Genomic DNA, 21,482 nt, shown 5'->3' on the forward strand with positions numbered 1-21,482 from the left:
TTTGAATTCTTAATCTAGCTCTGTTATCGCTAGGAATTAGGAACCAAACTTTACCTAGCCTTAACTGATGCGGGAAATTCTGCTTCTGGCTCCTGAATAGGTCAACCGAATTATTTTTAGACTTACTAACCCGAGCGCTTTATAGTCAACACCCTCACCCCCTACCCCTCACCCCCTACCCCTCACCCCCTACCCCTCACCCCTCACCCCTCACTCCTGTCTCCTACAAAAACAACCTAATCACATCGCAATATATCCCGGAAGCTGTTGGATTCTGTTGAGCCAGGTGATGAGGTTGAGATAGGGAGATAAATCAATCTGACTGTCTGCGGCTCGGTAGATGTAGGGATAGCAGGCAATGTCGGCGATGGTGGGATGGTGGCATTCTAGCCACGGTTGATTTTCGAGATGCTGATCCATTACCTGTAATAGCTGCTTGGCTGTGCGCTCGGCTTTAGCTCGGTCGATTGGCACACCGAGTAAGAAGTGGCGTCTAAGAGCTGTGAGGCTATGTTCAATTTCGTTGGCGGCAATTGATAGCCATTGCATTATTTTAGCCATATATTCGGCGTCGATGGGCAGCCAGTTGTTATCGTATTTTCGGGCTAAATAAACTAGAATTGCCTGTGAGTCTCGAATATTCACGTTAACATCTACTAGAACAGGAACTTGTCCCATTGGGTTAAGCTGCAAAAACTCTGGTAAGCGGTGCTCTTTGGCGGCCAGATTAATGCCAATCCATTCGTAGGGCAGATCGAGCAATGATAGCATCAGGCGCACTTTGTAGACATTACCGGATTGGTGGGTACCGTATAGTTTGCGCGAAGATTCAGATCGTGGACTTGGAAGCATGATTGTGCGTGGTTGATTTTCAGCGATGGATCAAAGACTGCTCACCTGCATTATTATCCCTGAATGATGCGGCAACTACTCTGAATTCAGACGGTTCTCCGTCGCTGATAATTTGAGCGAAGTGCGTCACCCTATAAGAGTGAACTGATTTTGATGACACTGTGCTAAATTTAACGACTCAAGCATCGCCTGTTGAAGCATCTATGCGAGTATCGTCGCCAGTCACTTCAGGGGCGCAACCGCGTCTGTGGATGCCGGAGCGGGTTTTGGTGACGCCTGCGGCCCTAGAAGAACCTTGGGGTCAGCAGATTTTGCAGCGTGTAGAGAAGTTGGGTTTACCGATCAAGAAATTATCCCAGAATCGACTTACCGGACTGCGGGGCGAGGACGAGCGCCAGACCTACAGTATTTCTAAGCGCACTCTGGCCGTAGTGACAGCTCCTGCTAGCCAGATGAAGCTGAGTCCGATTCCGCCTTCGGCTGACTGGCAGTTTCATATCGCTGAGGGCTGTCCGGCCCACTGTCAGTATTGCTATTTGGCTGGCAGCCTGCAAGGGCCGCCGGTGATTCGAGTTTATGCCAACTTGCCGCAGATCTTGCAGAACTTAAGCAAGTATGATGCTTCGGGTACCCCGACGAGTTTTGAGGTGAGCTGCTACACCGATCCGCTGGGCATCGAGCATTTGACCGGCAGTTTGGCGGAATGCATTCGCTATTTTGGGACCCGTGAGCAGGGCTATTTGCGCTGGGTGTCGAAGTTTGATGCGGTGGATGAGTTGCTGGATTTGCCCCACAATAGTCATACTCGCTGTCGGGTGAGTGTGAATGCAGCTCCGATTTCCAAGCGGATGGAAGGCGGCACGGCATCGGTTCCAGCGCGCCTTCAGGCACTGCGACGGCTGGCTCAGGCTGGCTATCCGATTGGGCTGGTGATTGCGCCGATCATGCCGATTGAGGATTGGGAGGAGCATTACGACCAGCTCTTTAACCAGATTAGTGAAGCACTCGATTTTGACTGTGACCTGACGTTCGAGCTAATTTCTCACCGCTTTACGCCTGGTTCTAAGCAGGTGCTGCAATCCTGGTATCCCAATAGCCAACTCGACCTCGATGAACAGGGCCGCGTAATCAAGCGCAATAAGTTTGGTGGCATCAAGTATGTCTATGACGGCAACACGATGAAGACACTGAAGCGCTACTTTGAGCAGCAGATCGCTCACCGCTTGCCCAGCGCTGAGATTCTGTACTGGACCTAGGTTTATACGACGCTGTGTTGGATCAACTGCTACAACGTTTATGGCGTTTCCCGTTCCCTTTGGTATTACAAAGCCTCTGGCTTTGGACGGAAGTGCGGCAAAGAAGTGATGCAGAACTATACCCATGCGAAATCGATTTGGATCGATTTGGATCGATTTGGATCGATTTGAGTTAAGCCGAGCGTTACGCCTTGACTTGCTATCGCAATTGATTAAACGCTAGGCAGCAAAACAATGTTCACGCTCCGCAAAACTTAGCAATAAAGCGCAGCAATTTGTAAAGCGAACCTAGCTAATTGGCTAGCATCCTGTCGATCTAAGCGTGTCACAATACGGGTGCATCTACTTGCGTCTCTCGTTCTAGACTAAGCTTGCCTATTGTTCTATCTTGCTTCACCGAAACGGCTATGAACGACTCACCCGTCACGATCGATGTCATCAAGCAAGTCAAACCTGGCTGTGGGTCTGAATTTGAACAGGCACTGACTGACTTAATTACCGTCGCCGAGGGGTTTGATGGGCATCTCGGTGCGAATGTGTTCCGTACCGATTCAGAATATCGGATCGTGTTCAAATTCAATCATCTATCAAGTCTGCAACAGTGGGAAGCTTCAGCAATTCGCCGCAAGTTGCTCGATCGAGCCGAACGCTACACGCTTGGAGACAGTAATGTACCTGCACTGCTACGATCGCTGATCTCAACTGTGCTGCTATGAACCTTGATGACTTATGGAGTGATGCCGCGCCTGACCAAATTATTTGCAGCTTGGCTTTATCCCAAAACCTGAACAATCTTGGAGATCACCAATGACCATTTTAGTATCTGGTGCAACTGGAAACATTGGTGGAGAAGTTATCCGTCATTTATTAGAACGAAAAGCCTCAATCCGAGCACTCGTTCGCGATCGTCAAAAAGCAGCCAACCTCGAAGCACAAGGGGTTGAACTCGCACAGGGTGATTTCAACCAACCAGAGACGCTAGAGGCAGCCTTGCGAGGCGCTGAAACTGCCTTTCTGGTGATGCCGAATGATTCGCATCAAGTTCGACTCGAAGGTAATTTTATTGATGCTGCAACACGGGCTGGCGTTCATCATGTCGTTAAGTTATCCGTGCTGCGATCGGGCGAACTACCGAGCACCTTCCAACAATGGCATCGCCAGATTGAAGAACATCTCGAAGCATCAGGCATGACCTGGACTCATCTACGCCCGAATATGTTGATGCAAAACATGCGCTGGTTCATCGAAACGATGGTGCAGCAGGGTGCGTTTTATCACTCGATCGCAGGCGATACCCCAATCTCTCACATCGATGCCCGTGACGTTGCTGCCGTCGCTGCCCTTTGTTTGACTCAATCCGGACATGAGAATCAGGCGTATGCCCTGACTGGAGCAGAGGCGATTTCCTTTGAGCAAGTCACACAATACTTTGCGAGTGCCTTGAGTCAATCGCTGCAATTCATTCAAGTTGCACCTGCGGATATGAAAGCGGCTCGACTCGCTAATGGTGAACCCGAATGGTATTTAGATGCAGAAGCACAATTGTTTGAGTGTTGGCAATCAGGAGCGGGCGCAATGATCACTCCAACATACTCAGATCTGATGCAGCGATCACCAAATACCTTTGAATCCTATGCAAGAGAATACGTTCAGGCCCGCACGCAAAACTTCCAATCCCCTGCAGGAGCTTAGTCATGCAAACTGCTTTTGGACTCAACATTCCAATGACGCTCGAAGAGGTTTGTCATCCTGAAAGAATGGCGTTGCTAGTCTATGATATGCAGGTCGGGGTCGCGCAACAGTTACCTGGCGCGATTGAGTTTATTCAGCAAGTCAAACAAGTGGTTGAAGTCGCGCGATCGCACAAAATGCGAATCTTCTTCTCTCGTCACACCACACTCCCCAAGGAAATCGCCGGGGTCGCACAACTCAAAGGCGCGATGGCATTGCAGCGAGCAGCAACCGTTGCAGAGGTCGAACCCAATTTCTTACCTGAGTCTGCGGCTCATGCGATCGTGCCTGCTCTCTCTCCCTTACCGTCAGAAGTTGCATTCGACAAACTGATGCTATCGGCGTTTGTTGGATCGTATCTAGATTTGGCACTGAGAGATGCACGGATTGAAGCGATTGCAGTCGTCGGAGCCGTTCTCGAATTCGGAATTGAGCCGACAGTCCGAAATGCCGCAGATCTGGGCTATACAACAGTCTTGATTCAAGATGCCTGCTATTCGTTTTCGGAGCAAAATCGAGCGAGATCGCTGCAAAATCTTCAGTCTGCAAGTTTAATCACCGATAGCCATACCTTCAAGACCACCTTAGACCAAGTGCATGAAGTGCTATGAACCAGAAAGTTTGCGCGATCGGCAGTTCAGCAAGTTCTTCCAGCAATGCGGAGCAATCACAAAGGCATTTGCGGGCGAGAGAAGTACGAAGTCAAAAGCTGGATTGACCCAAAACTCTGAACAGACCCGACCTGGAGTGATGACCACAATTAGGCTGATCAGGAAAACCGTCAGCCAGCCAGCGAAGCATGTCATAAAACTACTCCAAAAGCGCCGCCTTCAAACTGCGACAGTAGGTTTCGATTGCCTGCAACCCATGCTCTGGTGATCCTTCGGCCAGCCGTTTGACAAAGGCGCTGCCGACAATCACCGCATCGGCTCCCCATTCCATCACCTGTTTCGCCTGACTGGGTTGAGAAATTCCGAAGCCGACCCCAATCGGTTTATCAGTCACGCCTCGCAGGTCGGTAATTAGCTCCTGGACGCGAGTTTCAACCTGGGTTCGCATCCCAGTGACGCCGGTGACGCTGACCAGATAGATAAAGCCTTGCGAGCGTGCGGCAATCTGGGCGATCCGTTCTTTTGGCGTCGTGGGGGCAACCAGCAGTGTAACTTCAATCCCGGCATGGCTAGCAGCCTCCAGCACACTCTCAACTTCCTCTAGCGGTAAATCCGGCACCACTAGTCCCCTGGCTCCAGAAGCGGCAATGTCTTTCAGGAAGGTTTCGACGCCGCGATTCAGGATTGGATTGTAGTAGGTGAACAGGATAATGGGCGCTTTGAGTTTGGGGCTGACGGTTTCCAGCATGGCCAGCACCTGCTCTAGGCGCGTACCGCGTTGCAGGGCGCGGGTGGCGGCAGCCTGAATCACCGGACCGTCGGCTAGGGGATCGGAATAGGGCACGCCCAGTTCAATCAAATCGGCTCCGCTGCGGTCGAGCAACTGAAGCGCCTGCGCGGTTGTTTCCAAATCGGGATCGCCGGCTGTAATGAAGGGAATCAACGCGCATTGACCCCGATCGCGTAGCGCGTCCATGCAGCTCGAAACTGAAACCATAGCTATAAAAATGCTGAGATGAGGATTGCACCAAAATCCTTTGGCCGTCCCTCATTGTACAGCGCCAGGGTCAGGACAGGCGAGGATATGCAAGCTATCCCTGCTGCTTTTCGGCTTCAACTTCGGCCTGGAGTTTCTCTAGCTCTTCCGGCGTCATTTCTTCTAAGCGCTTTTGCAGCACCGCATCTTCGTAATCCTTAAGCTGCTGATTGTAGGTCATGCGTTTGGTCAGCACGCGGGTCAGATAGGTGATCACCCAGACCATCAGGCCACCCACCAGCAGCACCTGACTCCAGATACCAGCATTGGTACTGTCTAGCCCCAACCGCTCCAGCAGCAGATAAATACCACCGCCCGCTAGAAAAACGGCCAGGCCGATATAAATTACATCAATTCGACGCATGAATCCCTTAGTTGGCTACTGATTGGCTAGCTCATTTGCCGAGGTTGGGGGCGGAAGTTGAGAAGAGGGCTGAGCAACAGCAAACCGGGGAAAAGCAAAAATACAAAGAAATACATCAGCAGCCGCTCCACCGACCGAGCCGTGTACCAGCGGCGTTGCAGGTAAAGATACAGCAAAGCAGGCAGGACCACAAGGTAAGCGCCACCCACGGCGAGATATAGCAGCGGTACAATCGGCAGAGTCATAGGCGTTTCCCAATTCAGCTCAACAATTCCCTCAAACTTTCTTTATCTTACCGTCTTCCGAAGCACTCGACGGCAGCGTCAAATCGCCAAAAAACTGATGGTATCAGTTAGACCGGCTTATAGGACTTATAGGAGCAGTCACCCTTGGGAATGCAAAGAATAGCTAAGCGGGCTTATCTTTCCCCTAGAGGCGTCTCAATATATAGATATGACTTACCCTCTGCCAGTCCCAACTACGATTGACTCGGAAATTGGCCCGGATGCATGCTGGCACGACCGAGTCCAGATTGCCCTGGCGATCGCCGACGAAGCCTTACTCAAATCGCTGCTCATCGACTGTACGCCGCCGCTCGTCCAAGCCCATCGGTTGGCTGGCGTGCGCTCCACGATTGGCGTGCCGGTCGCCGCAGACCGAGTGGCCGATGGCACGATTGAATTTGAAGAAGTTCACTGTGTGCTAGCCGAGTCGCTGGATCAGCTAGAGCAGGGCGTGGCCGAATACACGCGGCGCAACGGCAACGAACGCGGCTATCTGGATTTGACCCACTACGAGACGGAAACCCAGATCCTGGGGCAGTCGATGTCAATGACCCACGCGATTTCGTTGCTTTCCCATGCGGGCTACGGCGCTTCTCAGGTGAAGCATATTCTCAATTTGCCCTACGATGCTTGGTACAAATCCTGGTGGTACCTGGCCGACGAATGGGGCGAATTCACGATTCCGTTCTTGCGGCTGTTGCGCACCCGGCGCTATACCGACGGCACCTACACGCTGCAATACAAAGACTTCTTTGCCCAGGAGCAACCTCGCTGTTTCAAGAGCCGCAGTCAGCAAGTGCTGGTAGAAATCATGCCAGAGCAGCATCAGTTCTCGGCCACCCTAGCCAAGCTCAACTCGGCTCGTCAGCAAACCGGCATCACTCAAGCCCTGGTAATCTGTGACCGCATTTCGGACTTAGAGGCGCGGGGGTTTATCAGCCAGGGGATTAGCCTCTACGCAGCGCAGGAAATCGCTCTGCCGGTAAGGGCCAAATGTGACAGGTGTGCTACCCAGGATTGCCCAATGCGAGGTAAACCGGATTCGCCGGTGTTGTTGTGCCAGCGGTTTTGCCTAAACCCGGAGTAGCTAATCTCAAATCTGATTGATCCACCTGCGCTACTACGATGCGACAGCAAACTCTGTGTACTGCCTCATCTTGGGTTCATGGAATGCCAACACGATATCTTCTTTCGGAACCCCTTCACGCATTAAATCAGTTGCAATACCATCTTCGGTCCAATCCTCTTCGATCCAAAATTTACCATCCCGAATCCGAACATAGACTGTCATTCCAGTAACACGTTCTCCATGCTGCCAACCAAGATTCATCCAAATGTAATGAGCTTTAGCCTCATCCACAACCAAAAACGTTTCAATGTCTGAGTTGGGATGGCGGTTACTCAGTTCTACATACTCAGTCAAAATGCGCTTAATTAACGTTGGATACTCAGTTAATTTATCCATTGCAAAACCTCCTCTGTCTCTATGTCTACAACAATAATTGGAAGTTGATGCTTATTGAGAATGAATTGAGTTACATCCTGAGTAAGGAAAGTATTATAAGCAACCTTACTGACAGCGATATACAGCTTACGGTCTGGAGCTGTTTCCTCTATAAGATAGCGATAGATGTCATACTGACCAAGAACCTCTTTCAAATCTTTTATTTTTGATGTGCCAATAAAGCTTTTTACTTCCACAACCAGCTTCTGCCCATTCCGTTCAACCGCAATCGGACGTTCAGCACCAAGATCGGCATATAGCACAGTTCTTTGATATCGAATGACGTAAGGGTCATCTGTAATCAACCAGCCATCCTTAATGAGCGCGTTTTTTACGGCGTTATGGATAATATCTAACTTGGGCATAGATACAGTATAAGTCAGCTTAGTTATTGATCAGGATACAACTCCACGTAATGGAACCTGGCTAAACATCCATGAAATGCTGTATAGAAATTGCCCGCAATCTGGTTATGGTTGGGGGTACCGCCGGTTATGGTAATAATTTCACCGTTGATGTATTTGTGGCGCTCCTCTGAGTGCAGCTCCAGCTCTAAATCGTCTTCTGGTGTATAAGCTTGGATTCGCATTGCCATGAAGTCCCACGGTGCTGATGTGGCTGGTAATTGAATTTTGCTGCTTTCAAACCTTCATCTCAGCGACTCTAATGGATTCAGCCAAGCTAGAACCGTTTGCCTTAGTTGATTCAAATCGCGGTAGAACTCTTGTTTGAAAAACTGGCCGATGGCGTCGAAGGGGGTGAATTCCTTGCCAGCCTGCCAATTGATATCTTGACCGAGCGGCGTCAGGTGGTTGCCCCTGAGGATTTGAACGCTAGTGAGGTTAGGAAAACGCTCTAGCAAAACGCCGTGCAGAGAACGAGTTTGGTCAATGTCATCATTGGTGAATTTAATTAAAAGATTACGCGGCACCTGATATTGTTCTAGAATTAGCTGGTTAGTTTCTTCTGGCGAAGGCGTAAACTCAACATCGAATGCGGCGGCGAATTGAGGTGGCAACGGCGAGTTGAACTGAGAAGCCAATTGAGATGTGAATTTAGAAAACTGAGTAAATTGCTCAACTAACGGAATCGAGCGTTTTGCCGGATAGTTGTTAAAAGAAATCAAAATATTACCAGCCCGCTCCTGCGGGAACAAACTGCCGATCAGCAAATGCAGCTTGCAGCCCATACTGTGACCAATGCCGTAAATGGGCAAGTATTGGCGCAACACCTCGGTAGTCAGATAATCCAGCGCCAGGTTGGACATCCGCATCACCCGCTGGGCGATTGTAGTGTGATCCAACGTATTCACAAACGGGGTGGCGACAATCGCATATCCCTGGGCCGCCAATGCTTCGAGTATGGCTCGATAGGTGACTTGGGGAGCCGTTGCCACAAATGCCCCGCCCAAAAAATGAATAATCGCAATCGGACGCGGGGGTACCAACACCCAGTTACCGTAGATTTCCTGCCACTCCATAACCTGACCCAGCTCGGTTTACATATCTTTAATTTTAGAACTTCTGGGCTAGACAGGGGGTCGCTGAGAGTTGTTGAGAAACTCACACTAGAGAATGAGCTAGCCTGTATGGTTGAAAGCAACCAGTTTTTAGCAGCACTCTCACCTACAGAACCACGGGCAATGGAACCTTCAGCCAATTCTGCCGCTCTCTCTCCCACCAAACGAGCCTTACTGGCCTTGCAGCAGCTCCAAGCCAAGCTCGATGCCCTCGAAGCTGCTCAACAGGAACCGATTGCGATTGTCGGGATGGGCTGCCGGTTTCCGGGTCACGTAGAAACCCCAGCCGATTTTTGGCAGCTTTTGCAAACCCAACAGGACGCGATTACCGAAGTCCCCAACGACCGCTGGGATTTGGGCAAATACTATCACCCAGACCCCGACCATCCCGGCACGATGTTCAGCCGCTGCGGCGGATTTTTGCCGCATTTGCTGGAGTTTGATGCCGCCTTTTTTCGGATTGCCCCCCGCGAGGCAGTCAGTCTCGATCCGCAGCAGCGTTTGTTGTTAGAAGTGAGTTGGGAAGCGTTGGAACATGCGGGATTGGCCGCCGATCGGCTGGTGGGCAGCAACACGGGCGTCTTCGTCGGCATTTGCAGTATCGACTATTGGCAGCGGCTGCTGAACCGTCACCCCAGCGAGATCGACGCCTACCTGACAACCGGCAATACCCACAGCTTGGCCGCCGGACGGATTTCCTATGTGTTTGGCTTCACGGGTCCCAGTTTGGCGCTCGATACAGCCTGTTCCTCATCGCTGGTAGCAGTGCATACCGCCTGTCAGAGCTTGCGGCAGCGAGAGTGCGATTTGGCCTTGGCGGGAGGTGTGAATCGAATTTTGGAGCCAGCCAGCAGCATTAATTTTGCTAAAGCGCGGATGATGTCGATCAGCGGGCGCTGTAGAAGCTTTGATGCCGCAGCAGATGGGTTCGTTCGCGCAGAAGGGGCTGGCATCGTGGTGCTGAAACGTTGGCGAGATGCGGTGCGGGATGGCGATCGCGTCTGGGCGGTAATTTTGGGATCGGCGGTAAACCACGATGGGCGAGCAGGCGGCTTAACCGTACCCAATGGCTCAGCGCAGCAAGCGTTATTGCGACAGGCACTTCAGCAAAGTCGAGTTCAGCCAGCTCAGGTGAGCTACATCGAAACCCACGGCACCGGTACTCCGCTGGGCGATCCGATTGAAGTGAATGCAATTGGCGCAGTCTTGGCTGACTCGCGACCCCAGCCTCTCTATTTAGGTGCGGTCAAAACCAACATCGGTCATACCGAAGCGGCGGCTGGAATAGCGGGTTTAATCAAAACTGTGTTGGCACTTCAGGTCGAAGCAATCCCGGCCAATTTGCACTTTCAAACCCCTAACCCTCAGATTTCCTGGGCTGAACTCCCGGTGCAGGTGCCCACTCAACTCGTTCCCTGGACTCAAGGAACCATGCCTCGCATAGCTGGAATTAGCGCCTTTGGCTTCAGTGGGACGAATGCGCATGTCATCATGGCCGATCGACCACCGGATAGCAATTCTGTTTCTCCTGATAGTTCTCGTCAATCGGCAGAACTGGCTAACCCACCTTACTTGTTCACTCTATCGGCTCGAACAGAAACAGCTCTGCAACAGTTAGTAGAACGTTACCGTCAATATCTGCAAACACATTCCTCAATCTCGCTAGCCGACCTCTGCTACACCGCCAATCAGGGACGGGCACAGTTCAATCATCGACTGGCAATTTTGGCCGACTCGCTGCCCGATCTCCAGCAAAAACTGGCGCAAATTGGCACAGGTTCACTTCCAAGCAGCGTGTTTCAAGGTCGAGTCACCCAACCTGTTCTGTCATCAACCGACGATACCGCCTTTCCCGATTTGCAAAGCTTGGCGCAGCATTACGTGGCCGGAGCCTGCATCAACTGGACCGCTCGCGGCCAAACGGTTGTTTTACCCACCTATCCGTTTCAACGACAGCACTATGGGATTGAACCAACTTGATACAACCTGATACAAGAAACCTGATACAAGAAACCCGATACAAGGAACCTGATACACTGGGCAAGGGTCAACTGCTCGAGCCAGTTTTTAACTCGATAAATCCTTAAAATTGCGAAATCGCGCCTATGAGTCTTCTTCCGCCCCGCTTGCGTCTTGTTTACCTGTCTGCGCTGGTTTTGCTGCCCGTCCTGTTGCTACCCCTGAAGCTACTCGCTGAGACTCCTTTATCCCAGGTCGCTCGATCCCCTTCCCAACTAGTGGCGTTGACCAGTCAAGAGCAAGCGGCGCTGCGGCAGGGGCGAGTACTGCTGTCGGGCGATCAGGGCAACTACACGGCGCGAGTTATGGCCAACGGTTCGGTCGAAACAGCTTGGGCGGTCCTGACGGACTACAATAATTTCGCCAACTTTCTGCCCAGCGTCGAGTCGAGCCAACTGCTGGAAAGCAACGGCACCCAAAAAACCTTTGAACAGGTCAACGTGATTCGGATTTTTCCCATCACCCATCGAGAGCGGATTGTGATTGCCGCTTCCGAAACCTATCCGACCAAAATCAGCTTCAGCATGGTGGAGGGCGATCTGGAGAAATTGCAGGGAGCTTGGTACGTGACGGGAGCCGGCAGTCAGGTGATGATTACCCATCAGGTGATCGTGGAACCGGCCTCAAATCGCAGTTTGTTTTTCAATATATATAAGGACAATTTGCAAAAAACAATGGCGGCCCTAAAACAAGAGATCGAGCAACGGGGACGATGAGCTGGCAGCATGTGATTGTCACGGGTGGATCGAGCGGGATTGGCAAGGCAACCGCAGAGCTGTTTGCCAGTCGGGGTGCCCATGTGACGATTATTGGCCGCGATTCCAACAAACTAGCGCAGGCACAGGCTGAAATCGAGGCAAGGCGAACCCAACCTACAACCGTGTTGCCCCTTGCTGCCGATGTCGCGGATCGAGAACAGGCACAACAGGCGATGCAAACCGCAATTGCCCAACTGGGCGCACCCGATGGCTTAGTCACCTGTGCCGGAATGGCCCATCCGGGATACTTTCGGGAACTGCCACTGGAGATTTTTGAACACACAATGGCGGTTAACTATTTTGGTACGCTCTATTGCCTCAAGGCGGTGCTTCCGGCGATGGAGCAGCAGCGGCGCGGCCATGTGGCAATGGTGTCGTCGGGAGCGGGGTTGATCGGGATTTACGGCTACACGCCCTATAGCCCCAGTAAATTTGCCCTACGAGGTTTGGCCGAAGCAGTGCGGGGTGAGCTGAAAGTGTGGGGCATTCATACCTCGATTGTCTATCCGCCGGATACCGATACGCCTCAACTCGCCGCCGAAAATCGCACCAAACCGCCCGAAACCAAGCGCATCACCGCAACCGCAAAAACCTGGAGCGCAGCGGCGGTGGCCCAGCAGATTGTCAGCGGCATGGAGAAACGAGCCTTTGTGATTGCGCCCGGACAGGAGATGGCTGTACTGGCAAGATTACACAGCCTGATTGCCCCCGGACTCAACTGGTACTTTGACCGAATTGTGGCTGAAACCCGCTCCAGTCAGGACTGACAGCCTTTGATGAATTTTTTCCTTAAGAAAGTATAAATCAGCGTCCATTGTACTAAGCCTGTGATACACTGGTGCGTCATGCGGTTTTCCCGGAGCCAACGTTAGTAGACTCACTGAATTCCGTGATCTCCGTCATGGGTTTTCTACCCAGGAGATTTTAGACTCGCTAAACGAATAGACTACGATACCCCATCCATGCAATCCAGCCAGCAACAACGATTAATCGAATTCCTAGAGCGCGATTTGGCGATTCCCACGAGCGCCATTGCCATTGGCTTGCGTCATCAAGAACAATCAGTGCCGTTACCAGACAACCTGCTGCCCATGGTGTTGTGGCAGTACGGGTTATTGACGATCGAGCAGCTTGACCAAGTGTTTGAATGGCTAGAACATGCCTAGGCAAATGCCGCAATTGCTAATTATAGAGACTATTAAAATCCGTATTCACCCGCACGCCTGGTTGTGCGTCTATTCGCAGCTTTTGAGTGTAAATGTACTGTTGAACATTGCAAATTACGGCTTGATGAATTTCAAAGGCGCATAACTTGATGTGATTTTGAATCCTTTTTTGTAAACGCTCAAGACCATACTGTTGCTTTTGAGGATTGATAACTCTAGCAATATCGTTAGTATAAAGCGATGCAACATCGTTGAGTCGGGTCGATTCTGAAGCTGATTGATAGCTGGTTGATAGGTTGATAGCTGGTTGATAACTGGTTGATAAAAGAACGAACATCTTCTTCTAGAGCCGGGGAAAACTGAGACCGAAGGTATCAATGTGCTCCACGATTCCGTTCGACCGCACCATAATTACTTTTTCGTGCTGTCCGTTCAGTTTTAAGCATCCTGACTTAGATAATCTCAGTAGATCGAAAATGAGCCAGATTGCATCGTCATGCTTGGGTCAGTCCCCCTTTCCTGAGAGGCCCGCAGGGCTATAATGCCCCTAAACCCAGCGGGAATGCGCCTTCTGCGTAGAATAAGGGGGACTTCCAACCACGGCTGGCCCGATTTCAGTATGGGCATCGCCAATCTAAATTTCATTTCGGCACACCCACCCCTACTCCTAACTCCTAACTCCTAAGTCAACGGAAATTCCTCAAATTCCGCTAGCATGGACTATTGGCATCGAACGTTGAGCCAAACTGCCCTTCCCTACCTGCTCTATCCCAACCTGAACTATGAACTCAACCATCGCCCAACTCAAGGAACGCTTTGAGCAAGCCCTGGTAGCTGCCTTTGGCGACGAATTGGCTGGAACTGATCCGATCTTAGTGCCCGCCAGCAATCCTAAATTTGGCGACTATCAATCAAATGTGGCGATGTCTTTAACTAAGCGATTGGGGAAACCACCCCGCGCCATTGCTGAAGCAATTGTGCAGAATTTAGAGGTTAGCGATCTGTGTGAACCGCCCACAATTGCCGGTCCTGGTTTCATCAACCTCAACCTTAAGCTGACTTACTTAGAACAGCAACTGCGGCAGATGCAGGCCGATGCGCGGCTGGGGATTCCGCCCCTCAAGCAGCCCAAACGCACTATTGTGGATTTCTCTAGCCCCAATATTGCTAAAGAAATGCATGTCGGCCATTTGCGTTCCACGATTATTGGCGACTCGATTGCTCGGATTCTGGAATTCTTGGGCCATGACGTGCTGCGGATTAACCATTTGGGCGACTGGGGCACCCAGTTTGGCATGTTGATCACCCACCTGAAGCAGGCCTACCCCGATGCCCTTACCACTGCCAACGCCTTAGCCCTGGGCGACCTGACAACGTTCTACAAACAGGCCAAACAGCGGTTCGATGAAGACGAACAGTTTCGGGAGCAATCGCGCTTAGAAGTAGTGGCACTGCAAGCGGGCAATCAAGAGTCGCTCAGGGCGTGGCACCTGCTGTGTGAACAGTCCTTTCTCGCCTTTCAGGAAATTTACGATTTGCTCGATATCTGTATTACCAATCGAGGTGAATCGTTCTATAACCCCTTGCTGCCCGCCGTGGTGGAGGATCTGGAGGCAGCAGGGCTGTTGGTAGAAGATCAGGGAGCCAAGTGCGTGTTTCTGGACGGTTTTACCAACAAAGAAGGCAACCCTCTGCCGTTGATTATTCAAAAATCGGACGGCGGCTACAACTACGCCACAACCGATCTGGCAGCTCTGCGCTATCGCATCCAGCAGGACCACGCCGAACGCATTATCTACGTCACCGATGCAGGTCAGGCGAATCATTTCATGCAGGTGTGGCAGGTAGCCAGACGGGCCAACTGGATTCCCGATTCGGTAGAGCTAGTGCATGTGCCGTTTGGTGTAGTGCAGGGCGAAGATGGCAAGAAATTCAAAACTCGCTCTGGAGACACGGTGCGGTTAAAGGATTTGCTCGATGAAGCGGTGAGCCGTGCCCGCACCGATCTGGAAACCCGGCTGCAGGAGGAAGGGCGGCAAGAGTCGGAGGAGTTCAAGTCTCATGTAGCGGAAGTGGTGGGAATCAGCGCCGTTAAGTATGCCGATCTGAGCCAAAATCGCACCAGTAACTACATCTTCAGCTACGACAAAATGCTGTCGCTCCAGGGTAATACAGCACCCTATCTGCTCTATGCCTATGTGCGCATCCAAGGTATTAGCCGCAAAGGCGGTATTGACTTGAGCCAGTTTGCAACCGATTGTCCGATCGTGCTGCAAGAAGAAACCGAATTGGCTCTCGCTAAGCATCTGCTTAGTTTCGACGAAGTCCTGAGCGCCATCGAGGAGGATTTGATGCCAAATCGGCTCTGCCAATACCTGTTTGAACTGAGCCAAAAATTCAATCAATTCTATGATCGCTGTCCTGTCTTACAGGCCGAAGAGCCACAGCGCACCTCTCGCTTAGTTTTGTCTCACCTAACGGCCCGCACCCTGAAACAAGGACTGGCACTCCTCGGCATTGCCGTTCTAGAACGCATGTAGACCGGCTAGATCTTCTTCTAGATCTCCTTTGTGCTGCGGGCGGCCAGCACCCTGAGGGACGTTGGTTTCAGGAACAACCAGCTGACAAAGAAAAATGAGGCAGTAAACAACTGAACGATATCCAGCGCAGACAGGTAACCATCGGCGAATGAGGCAAAACTGCGGTCAATGATGCCAAAAATCCAGGACGAAATTCCCAGGAGCCAAATGCCGTTTCTCAAACTAGCCAGAAACGAAAGCAATTCAAAGGACGGACCAGTGTTCATAGATTTAGCTCCTTGGAATCGAAGAAATCGAAGTATGGTTGGTCTACAAGGCACGAGTCAACTTCAATCAGTCTTAAGCTCGCCTAGTCTTAAGCTTGCCTAGTCTTAAGCTCAACATCCCAGCGCCCTGCTTCGGCACCCCCTAGATTAAAGTTTAAGAAATATAAAACCTAGTTGACTTTGAACCAAAGTAATACATACTCTCAGCCGCAAGATGTATTCTGACTTACTTTCTCGAAAATAAAAATCGCTGCTCTAGAAATCACTGTCGTCGTACTCCCGCTCTTTATGCTCCCGATGCTCCCGGTGTCGGAAAAGAGTGGCCGGCTTGGTCTAGTACCAATACCCAGTCTTGGCCGCGACCATTCGTGGTTGGAGCAAAGGTTGTACTCGACGCCGACGGCTCATCCACTCTAAATGTATCGATCGATGTTGCTATTCCCTGGCGAGGATCGTACCAGGATGCATTCACCGAATCGCCTTTTAGTTTGGTCAGATCAACTTGAATCGGCTTACCCATCGGCGTATACAAAAATGCAAAACTGCTATCTCTGGCAATCGCCGCCCGGATCATCTCACCGCCTTCTCCTGGCTCTCCAGCGATTAGAGACTGATCCGGCACCAGTTCGGTGTAGGGGCGGGATTCAAACAGCCGGCGCAGATAGCCCATTTGGGTTGCACCCGGGTGGTTCAGTGCCTCTTGCCAGGGAGTTCTCGCCGCCGAGATGGGTCCGCGTCCTGGTTGCCACATTTGCCAGATATTGTGATTGCCGTAGGTGTGTCCACAGGCTCCCGCTAGCATTGACCAATAGGCTGCTCGCCGCACATCAAATTGATCAAACCAGCCATTGTCAGGATTCCAACCAATCGGATGATCTTCGTAGCAAGGCTCGCCGTCCAGGGTCGGTTTGACTGGCTGCAACCCATAGTTGGCTTCGGTCGTCTCATAGTTGGGAGTGTCGGCTTCGCTATGGCCCGACTGAAACATATTGAAAGCGAGCCAGTCATCTTGGTGGAACCAGAGAGCAGAATTACTGCCGCCAACCGGATGGTAGGTGATCAGATGACGACCCTGATCGCCTCGCTGCAACCCTTTAGCCATCGCTCGAATGATCGCGAAGTGCAGCTCGGTTTCTGGATTGCGATCGCCGCCTAAAATCCAAATGATCGGCTTGTCGCGATACCGTTCGCCCAGATACGCTCCGAAGATTTCAGCATTATCCGGGGTGAAAACCTCCGGACCGTTGCCCCATTTTTGGTTCCACTTATCGCCCCAGGTGGGCAGCATGCCAATATACAGCCCCAGAGCTTCTGCCTGATCGACAATGTAATCCACATGCCGAAAGTAGGCCTCGTTGGGCCGGGTAGGATCGTCATTTTGCAGGGGCTGGTGTCCTTCCGGGTTAGGTTGGCGTAACCCATCCAGCTCGGCCAACACCACAGCCTGGATCACCGTAAACCCTTTGCTGGCTCGATCCTGGAGATACAGAGTTGCCTCATCTCGATTCAGGCGGTGAAACAACTCCCAGGCCGTATCGCCCAAGTAGAAAAAAGGCAGCCCGTCAGCAGTGATCAAAAAGCGCTGGTTGGCATGAACTCGCAAGCTGGGGGTTGAATTAGAGGCGGCTGGAGTGCAGGCTTTAGCAAAGGAAGCCAGAAATGCGATGGCTGAAAGGCCAAGAAATTTCCGTCTGGACCAATGAAGGTTGGGTCTATTCATCCTGAATTCTGAAAAGTGGTGGTCAAAATTCTGATGCAGCCCTGTCTACCAAGTAACCTAGGCCAGTGTAGCCTGCTTGAGTGAGCCGCCGCCACCGATCCACTGCTACCCGCCTACCGCCATCTATCCTGACTCATCCGCCCAGAAAATTGAACAGCGTCGCTATCTGATCCACCACCCGACTGGCAAAATTCCACTTCGGTAGGCGAAAGCTAACGGGTTGAGGACGCAGGCGAGCATCAGCAGCAATCTGATAGTCCTGCGCTTCCAGAGCACGGGTAATGGCCAACATACGGCGCTGCTGATCGCGAGTGATGCGTTCGGGGGTGTTGCCTAAACCAGGAGCATTCCAGCGTTGGGTCTGCGGATCAAAAAACGACTGTACCCGCGCCCAGAGAATCGCATCCGCGCCTTGTTTTCCCATCCGGTGAGCTTCTGCCAGCCATTCGATATAGCCGTCCGTATCCAGCACAGCTTTGGGAGCTTGATTCGCTAAATCAATCGCGTTCAGAGTTTCTTCCAAGGTCAACTTCATGCCTCTGGTCGCTGCTTTTTCCTGGATGACCTGCGCCTGCTTTTTCAACCGTTTGAGCTGTTTAGCATCCGCCTCTTGGGGAGAAGCCGCCCCATGCTGATAGGAGAAGGTGCCCAGATTCCAGACGCCGTTTCCTGGATCGGAGTGGCCGTAGAAGCCGTCGGTGGATTTGCCGTCCGGTGTGCGTGTGCCTTCCGCATTGCCGACCGTCACCGCCACTAGGGAATCGGAATCGCCAGTGAACAGGTCGGATAGAGTGAATTCGGCTGGCTGTTTGGTTGAGGGAAGAGGGGGCGATGGGGGCGATGCGGCTCGTGAGCCTCGCCGAACGAGGGGAGATGGGGGCTGAACTGGGTGGGGAGTAAGCGGTTGATACGGCTGGGGAGGGGCTGGTTGAGTTAGGCCAAAATCTACCCCCAGATCGGTTGGGATTGGCGTGGCAAATTGAGTGGGGGAGGGGGCGGAGGGAGCGGATGGCGGCTCATGAGCGTTGCCGAACGAGGGAGGTGGAGGTAGGGGGGCAGCAGAGGATGGAGATGGAAGCGGCGGCGGCGGCAGTTCGACTGGTTTTTGATCAGCAGCGCCCACTGGCACATCTACGGCATGGGCAGGAATTTTGAGCTGATCGGGTTGGAACTCACGAGTAGGGGAGGCAGGGGCGGTAGAAACGGCAGGATTGAATTGGAGATCGGATTGCCGATCCGGAGCCGTTTGATTCACCGCAGCATTCCAGTTGGTAGGGTTGGGGTTGGCTAAGACAGCAGGAGTTTGGCTCAGCATTGCCGCTAGCCCTGCTAAACAGATCAACGCTTTATTCATGACGGGTTCAATAGTTGTTCCAAAATCGACTCAGAGGGTTCAACAATAGTCCAGGTGCCTTCCGGCAATTTCCTCAACGTAGCGAAGTGCAAATACTGTCCTGAACCAATCGCAGTTCCTTGCTTGACTTGACCCAGACGTGGCCGCTGTAGACCACACAGACGAAACAGATAGGCGGGGACATCCGGACTGGAAAACAACACACAATCTCTGACATTCGGCTGTACTCGACCATCGAAGGGAGCGTACACCTTTCCCCCATCCAGCTCAATCGAAATATCGCCCAGCCCTGCCGCAATCTGATAGTTGCCGACGCTATCGCCGGGCTGCAACTGCCAGGTTTGCTGAATTTGAATCGTTCTGGGAGATTCTGTCACCACGGGTCCGGTTGAACAACTCACGCTGGCACAACTCACACTGGCGGCTAGCACAATCGCGGCTCTCCGCCCGCGTCTGCCGACCCAATTCCAGCGTCCCATGCCAGCACTCCCTACCTCAGATTTAACCCTCCATATATAACAATTTTCTAGGGTTAAGGAGCGAGGTCAGTCGGAATGCGGTGAAGTTATCGCATGACTCGAAACTGATAACCAGCGTATTCTTCGCCTTCAAACAAAACCACCAGCCAAGTTTGCGGATCAAAGGCCAAGCGGTAAACGGATCGTTCGGCTGGCACGCCAGCTCGGATCTCTAGGTTAGGAAGCTGGCAGTAGGGCATCTGCAGAATATCGAGAACCGCTGTTTTGGTGCCTCGTTCCGGTATGGTCAAAAAGGATGCCAATTGCTCTCTAGAGATGGTGGCATCGGCATTCACGGTTCCAGCACAGTTTTCTGGACGGCGGTTGGCGCGTTCAAACGAAATACTTTCCCGCACATCCATCGTTAGACCAGCAATCACAGCCAGTGCGCCACCCATGAGAAACAGCCTCATGCCGAGCTGCTGATGGGGTTCAGGTCGTTTTTTCATCTTTCCCTCCGACCTTGGATTTCACGAATGATTTTGTAGATTCTTTTTCTAACGGTTTTGTCAATGGCCCTGAAAATGATTTAGTTGATGGCCTAGTCAATGATTTAGTCGGTGGTTTTGGATCCGCAGTGGGTGCCATCGAAGCAAAGCAGGAAACCACAAATAGCAGCCATGCGGCACCAAGTAGCAACGGGGTCATAATCTTCCTCCAAGTAATAGACCAATCATGATCGCGAACAACCGATAGCCCCAGGCAAATCCGCTCTGAGGCATGACCGTAGAACGGTAGGCAGCTAACAAGGCTGGTGTCACCATCACCAGCAGGCTCGGAACCCAGAGGACGGGATAGGTGGCTACAATCCAGTCCAGAAATACCCGTAGCAATGCTGACCCCACCACTAGGCTGGCCGCTTCTCGCAACGTAAACGGCGTTTCGGTAGCTGTCGCTCGTCGTCCTGAACCGCGGTATCTGGGACGGGCCGTTGAGGCGGGGTGTCCGATAAAAATTTGACCGATTGGTGCCATCACCAAACTTGCCACGCTGCTGATGATGCGGAGCGGCGTTGTGACTAACCACCACAGACTTTTGACTAGACTTTTAGCCAGTCTTTGAGCAAGGGTAAAAATCGGCGAACTTGATTTATGGCGACGTTGACGCAGGGATTGGGCCAAGGATTGAGCATCGCCGTCAGGCGGATGACTTGAAACGACCGGATCAATTGCGCGCGAGGTTAAAACCAGCGTTCCATTATCGTTAACTTCGACATAAGGAACTTCGGTTTCGAAATATTCACAAATTAGCTCATTCGTGGATCTACGTTTGGCCTGATTGGTGGATTCGTTCTGTTCCAGCTGCTCAGAAATTTGAATCAATTCCAGAATCACCATCTCTTGTTGCGAAGCAAGATGATTAATCTGCTTTGCCTTTTCTGCTAATAAATGGCGCATAGCATTCCTTTGGGATTGGGAAGCGGCTTGTGAATATTGAGCCTGTACTTGCTTAAATCGCCGTACCGTTCCCATTGACTGTTGCTGCAACTGCTCGACCGTATTTAATAGCTGGGAGGATAATGCTGGATTCACTGTTCGATTCTGATTAGGCAACGGAAAGCATTCCACTGAACGTCTCTGAGTCGTTTTCTGAGTAGGCTTCTGGGGTTTGCCTGCACTCGGCTGAGGAGTTGGGCGCACAATTGTGGGTGCAATCGTGGGTGCAATTGTGGGTGCAATGGGAGCACTCGGTGCTGCCGTCTCAGAAGATTGATCAGGCTGTAGCAAAGTTACGGATCGAGACGAATCTTGATCAGCTCGAATGGAGCGTAGCTCAGCCTCGATCGCTTTGATTTCTGCGTGCGACTGTCTCATAACTATTCCTGTGAAGGGGGGACTGCAAAACCTGGGATTAGACAAACCCAAATGAATGGTTAACTTGCGGTGACTGGGCCTCACCTGGCCTTTCTACTAAGGCACTCGGTCTGCTAGTACTCAGCACACTATATTTAGTACTTCTGTACTGCTCAATGTCCTAAATCCTA

27 protein-coding genes are annotated in these 21,482 nt (G+C 51.8%); 10 read left to right on the forward strand and 17 right to left on the reverse strand.

Going from position 1 to position 21,482, the window contains the following annotated elements; genetic code table 11:
• Positions 1-240 precede the first annotated feature (240 nt).
• The gene (locus tag HJG54_RS07785; protein WP_316434303.1) at positions 241-852 is read right to left on the reverse strand and encodes a glutathione S-transferase family protein; all 612 of its coding nucleotides are present in this window, start codon (positions 850-852) and stop codon (positions 241-243) included.
• 203 nt (positions 853-1,055) lie between these two features.
• Between HJG54_RS07785 and HJG54_RS07790 the strand changes: the two genes are divergently transcribed.
• From HJG54_RS07790 to HJG54_RS07805, 4 genes are all read left to right on the forward strand, one after another.
• Positions 1,056-2,108 carry a spore photoproduct lyase family protein gene (locus HJG54_RS07790; RefSeq protein ID WP_316434304.1) on the forward strand — a complete coding sequence of 351 codons (1,053 nt, stop codon included), beginning with the start codon at positions 1,056-1,058 and terminating at the stop codon, positions 2,106-2,108.
• A gap of 407 nt (positions 2,109-2,515) precedes the next feature.
• On the forward strand, positions 2,516-2,824 hold the full coding sequence (locus HJG54_RS07795) for an antibiotic biosynthesis monooxygenase (protein WP_316434306.1): 309 nt from the start codon (positions 2,516-2,518) through the stop codon (positions 2,822-2,824).
• A 91-nt stretch (positions 2,825-2,915) separates the two neighbouring features.
• Positions 2,916-3,800 (forward strand): SDR family oxidoreductase, encoded by an 885-nt coding sequence (locus tag HJG54_RS07800; RefSeq protein WP_316434307.1) that lies wholly within the window; start codon positions 2,916-2,918, stop codon positions 3,798-3,800.
• A gap of 2 nt (positions 3,801-3,802) precedes the next feature.
• Positions 3,803-4,450, forward strand: a complete 648-nt coding sequence (locus HJG54_RS07805) for a cysteine hydrolase family protein (RefSeq protein WP_316434309.1) — start codon at positions 3,803-3,805, stop codon at positions 4,448-4,450.
• On the opposite strand, the gene HJG54_RS07810 is transcribed toward HJG54_RS07805, so the two are convergent.
• From HJG54_RS07810 to ndhL, 4 genes are all read right to left on the reverse strand, one after another.
• A complete protein-coding gene (locus tag HJG54_RS07810) occupies positions 4,445-4,645 on the reverse strand; it encodes a hypothetical protein (RefSeq protein WP_316434310.1) in 201 nt (66 codons plus the stop codon). The genes HJG54_RS07805 and HJG54_RS07810 overlap by 6 nt on opposite strands.
• Before the next feature lie 4 nt (positions 4,646-4,649).
• Entirely contained in the window at positions 4,650-5,447 is a 798-nt protein-coding gene (trpA, locus tag HJG54_RS07815; RefSeq protein WP_316434312.1) for a tryptophan synthase subunit alpha, read from the reverse strand.
• A gap of 94 nt (positions 5,448-5,541) precedes the next feature.
• Positions 5,542-5,850: a DUF3007 family protein gene (locus tag HJG54_RS07820; RefSeq protein WP_316434314.1), complete on the reverse strand. Its 309-nt coding sequence runs from the start codon at positions 5,848-5,850 to the stop codon at positions 5,542-5,544.
• A 26-nt stretch (positions 5,851-5,876) separates the two neighbouring features.
• Positions 5,877-6,095, reverse strand: a complete 219-nt coding sequence (gene ndhL, locus HJG54_RS07825; protein WP_316434315.1) for an NAD(P)H-quinone oxidoreductase subunit L — start codon at positions 6,093-6,095, stop codon at positions 5,877-5,879.
• A 208-nt stretch (positions 6,096-6,303) separates the two neighbouring features.
• Here ndhL and HJG54_RS07830 point away from each other — a divergent pair, with 208 nt between their 5' ends.
• A complete protein-coding gene (locus HJG54_RS07830) occupies positions 6,304-7,221 on the forward strand; it encodes a hypothetical protein (RefSeq protein WP_316434316.1) in 918 nt (305 codons plus the stop codon).
• A gap of 33 nt (positions 7,222-7,254) precedes the next feature.
• On the opposite strand, the gene HJG54_RS07835 is transcribed toward HJG54_RS07830, so the two are convergent.
• Genes HJG54_RS07835 through HJG54_RS07850 form a run of 4 tightly spaced genes read right to left on the reverse strand, consistent with a single transcriptional unit; the run spans position 7,255 to position 9,118 of the window.
• Positions 7,255-7,599 carry a XisI protein gene (locus HJG54_RS07835; protein WP_316434317.1) on the reverse strand — a complete coding sequence of 115 codons (345 nt, stop codon included), beginning with the start codon at positions 7,597-7,599 and terminating at the stop codon, positions 7,255-7,257.
• Positions 7,587-8,003, reverse strand: a complete 417-nt coding sequence (locus tag HJG54_RS07840) for a XisH family protein (protein ID WP_316434318.1) — start codon at positions 8,001-8,003, stop codon at positions 7,587-7,589. Before HJG54_RS07840 ends, HJG54_RS07835 begins: the two co-directional genes overlap by 13 nt.
• A 23-nt stretch (positions 8,004-8,026) precedes the next feature.
• On the reverse strand, positions 8,027-8,233 hold the full coding sequence (locus HJG54_RS07845) for a Uma2 family endonuclease (RefSeq protein ID WP_316434320.1): 207 nt from the start codon (positions 8,231-8,233) through the stop codon (positions 8,027-8,029).
• A 54-nt stretch (positions 8,234-8,287) separates the two neighbouring features.
• The gene (locus tag HJG54_RS07850) at positions 8,288-9,118 is read right to left on the reverse strand and encodes a DUF1350 family protein (RefSeq protein WP_316434321.1); all 831 of its coding nucleotides are present in this window, start codon (positions 9,116-9,118) and stop codon (positions 8,288-8,290) included.
• Positions 9,119-9,226: 108 nt separating this feature from the next.
• Between HJG54_RS07850 and HJG54_RS07855 the strand changes: the two genes are divergently transcribed.
• The 4 genes from HJG54_RS07855 (at position 9,227) to HJG54_RS07870 (ending at position 13,100) form a co-directional block, all read left to right on the forward strand.
• Positions 9,227-11,137 carry a polyketide synthase gene (locus HJG54_RS07855; RefSeq protein ID WP_316434322.1) on the forward strand — a complete coding sequence of 637 codons (1,911 nt, stop codon included), beginning with the start codon at positions 9,227-9,229 and terminating at the stop codon, positions 11,135-11,137.
• Between the two features lie 125 nt (positions 11,138-11,262).
• On the forward strand, positions 11,263-11,892 hold the full coding sequence (locus HJG54_RS07860; RefSeq protein WP_316434323.1) for an SRPBCC family protein: 630 nt from the start codon (positions 11,263-11,265) through the stop codon (positions 11,890-11,892).
• On the forward strand, positions 11,889-12,701 hold the full coding sequence (locus HJG54_RS07865; RefSeq protein ID WP_316434324.1) for an SDR family oxidoreductase: 813 nt from the start codon (positions 11,889-11,891) through the stop codon (positions 12,699-12,701). Before HJG54_RS07860 ends, HJG54_RS07865 begins: the two co-directional genes overlap by 4 nt.
• A gap of 195 nt (positions 12,702-12,896) precedes the next feature.
• The gene (locus tag HJG54_RS07870) at positions 12,897-13,100 is read left to right on the forward strand and encodes a DUF2949 domain-containing protein (RefSeq protein WP_036003425.1); all 204 of its coding nucleotides are present in this window, start codon (positions 12,897-12,899) and stop codon (positions 13,098-13,100) included.
• A 16-nt stretch (positions 13,101-13,116) separates the two neighbouring features.
• Here HJG54_RS07870 and HJG54_RS07875 read toward each other — a convergent pair whose 3' ends face one another.
• Positions 13,117-13,437 (reverse strand): hypothetical protein, encoded by a 321-nt coding sequence (locus HJG54_RS07875; protein WP_316434325.1) that lies wholly within the window; start codon positions 13,435-13,437, stop codon positions 13,117-13,119.
• 445 nt (positions 13,438-13,882) lie between these two features.
• Here HJG54_RS07875 and argS point away from each other — a divergent pair, with 445 nt between their 5' ends.
• Entirely contained in the window at positions 13,883-15,640 is a 1,758-nt protein-coding gene (gene argS / locus HJG54_RS07880) for an arginine--tRNA ligase (protein WP_316434326.1), read from the forward strand.
• A 17-nt stretch (positions 15,641-15,657) separates the two neighbouring features.
• Here the strand turns inward: argS and HJG54_RS07885 are convergent, their stop codons facing one another.
• From HJG54_RS07885 to HJG54_RS07915, 7 genes are all read right to left on the reverse strand, one after another.
• On the reverse strand, positions 15,658-15,906 hold the full coding sequence (locus tag HJG54_RS07885) for a hypothetical protein (protein ID WP_316434327.1): 249 nt from the start codon (positions 15,904-15,906) through the stop codon (positions 15,658-15,660).
• 286 nt (positions 15,907-16,192) lie between these two features.
• Positions 16,193-17,626 (reverse strand): glycoside hydrolase family 140 protein, encoded by a 1,434-nt coding sequence (locus HJG54_RS07890; RefSeq protein WP_316434328.1) that lies wholly within the window; start codon positions 17,624-17,626, stop codon positions 16,193-16,195.
• 133 nt (positions 17,627-17,759) lie between these two features.
• A complete protein-coding gene (locus HJG54_RS07895; RefSeq protein ID WP_316434329.1) occupies positions 17,760-18,980 on the reverse strand; it encodes a hypothetical protein in 1,221 nt (406 codons plus the stop codon).
• A complete protein-coding gene (locus HJG54_RS07900) occupies positions 18,977-19,459 on the reverse strand; it encodes a hypothetical protein (RefSeq protein ID WP_051925388.1) in 483 nt (160 codons plus the stop codon). The genes HJG54_RS07895 and HJG54_RS07900 overlap by 4 nt, the downstream gene beginning before the upstream one ends.
• Before the next feature lie 86 nt (positions 19,460-19,545).
• Positions 19,546-19,947, reverse strand: a complete 402-nt coding sequence (locus HJG54_RS07905; RefSeq protein WP_316434330.1) for a hypothetical protein — start codon at positions 19,945-19,947, stop codon at positions 19,546-19,548.
• Positions 19,931-20,146 carry a hypothetical protein gene (locus HJG54_RS07910; protein WP_316434331.1) on the reverse strand — a complete coding sequence of 72 codons (216 nt, stop codon included), beginning with the start codon at positions 20,144-20,146 and terminating at the stop codon, positions 19,931-19,933. The genes HJG54_RS07905 and HJG54_RS07910 overlap by 17 nt, the downstream gene beginning before the upstream one ends.
• Positions 20,143-21,312 carry a hypothetical protein gene (locus tag HJG54_RS07915; protein ID WP_316434333.1) on the reverse strand — a complete coding sequence of 390 codons (1,170 nt, stop codon included), beginning with the start codon at positions 21,310-21,312 and terminating at the stop codon, positions 20,143-20,145. The genes HJG54_RS07910 and HJG54_RS07915 overlap by 4 nt, the downstream gene beginning before the upstream one ends.
• Between the last annotated feature and the right edge of the window lie 170 nt (positions 21,313-21,482).

The organism is Leptolyngbya sp. NK1-12 (genome assembly GCF_032598965.1).
GTDB lineage: Bacteria > Cyanobacteriota > Cyanobacteriia > Elainellales > Elainellaceae > Elainella.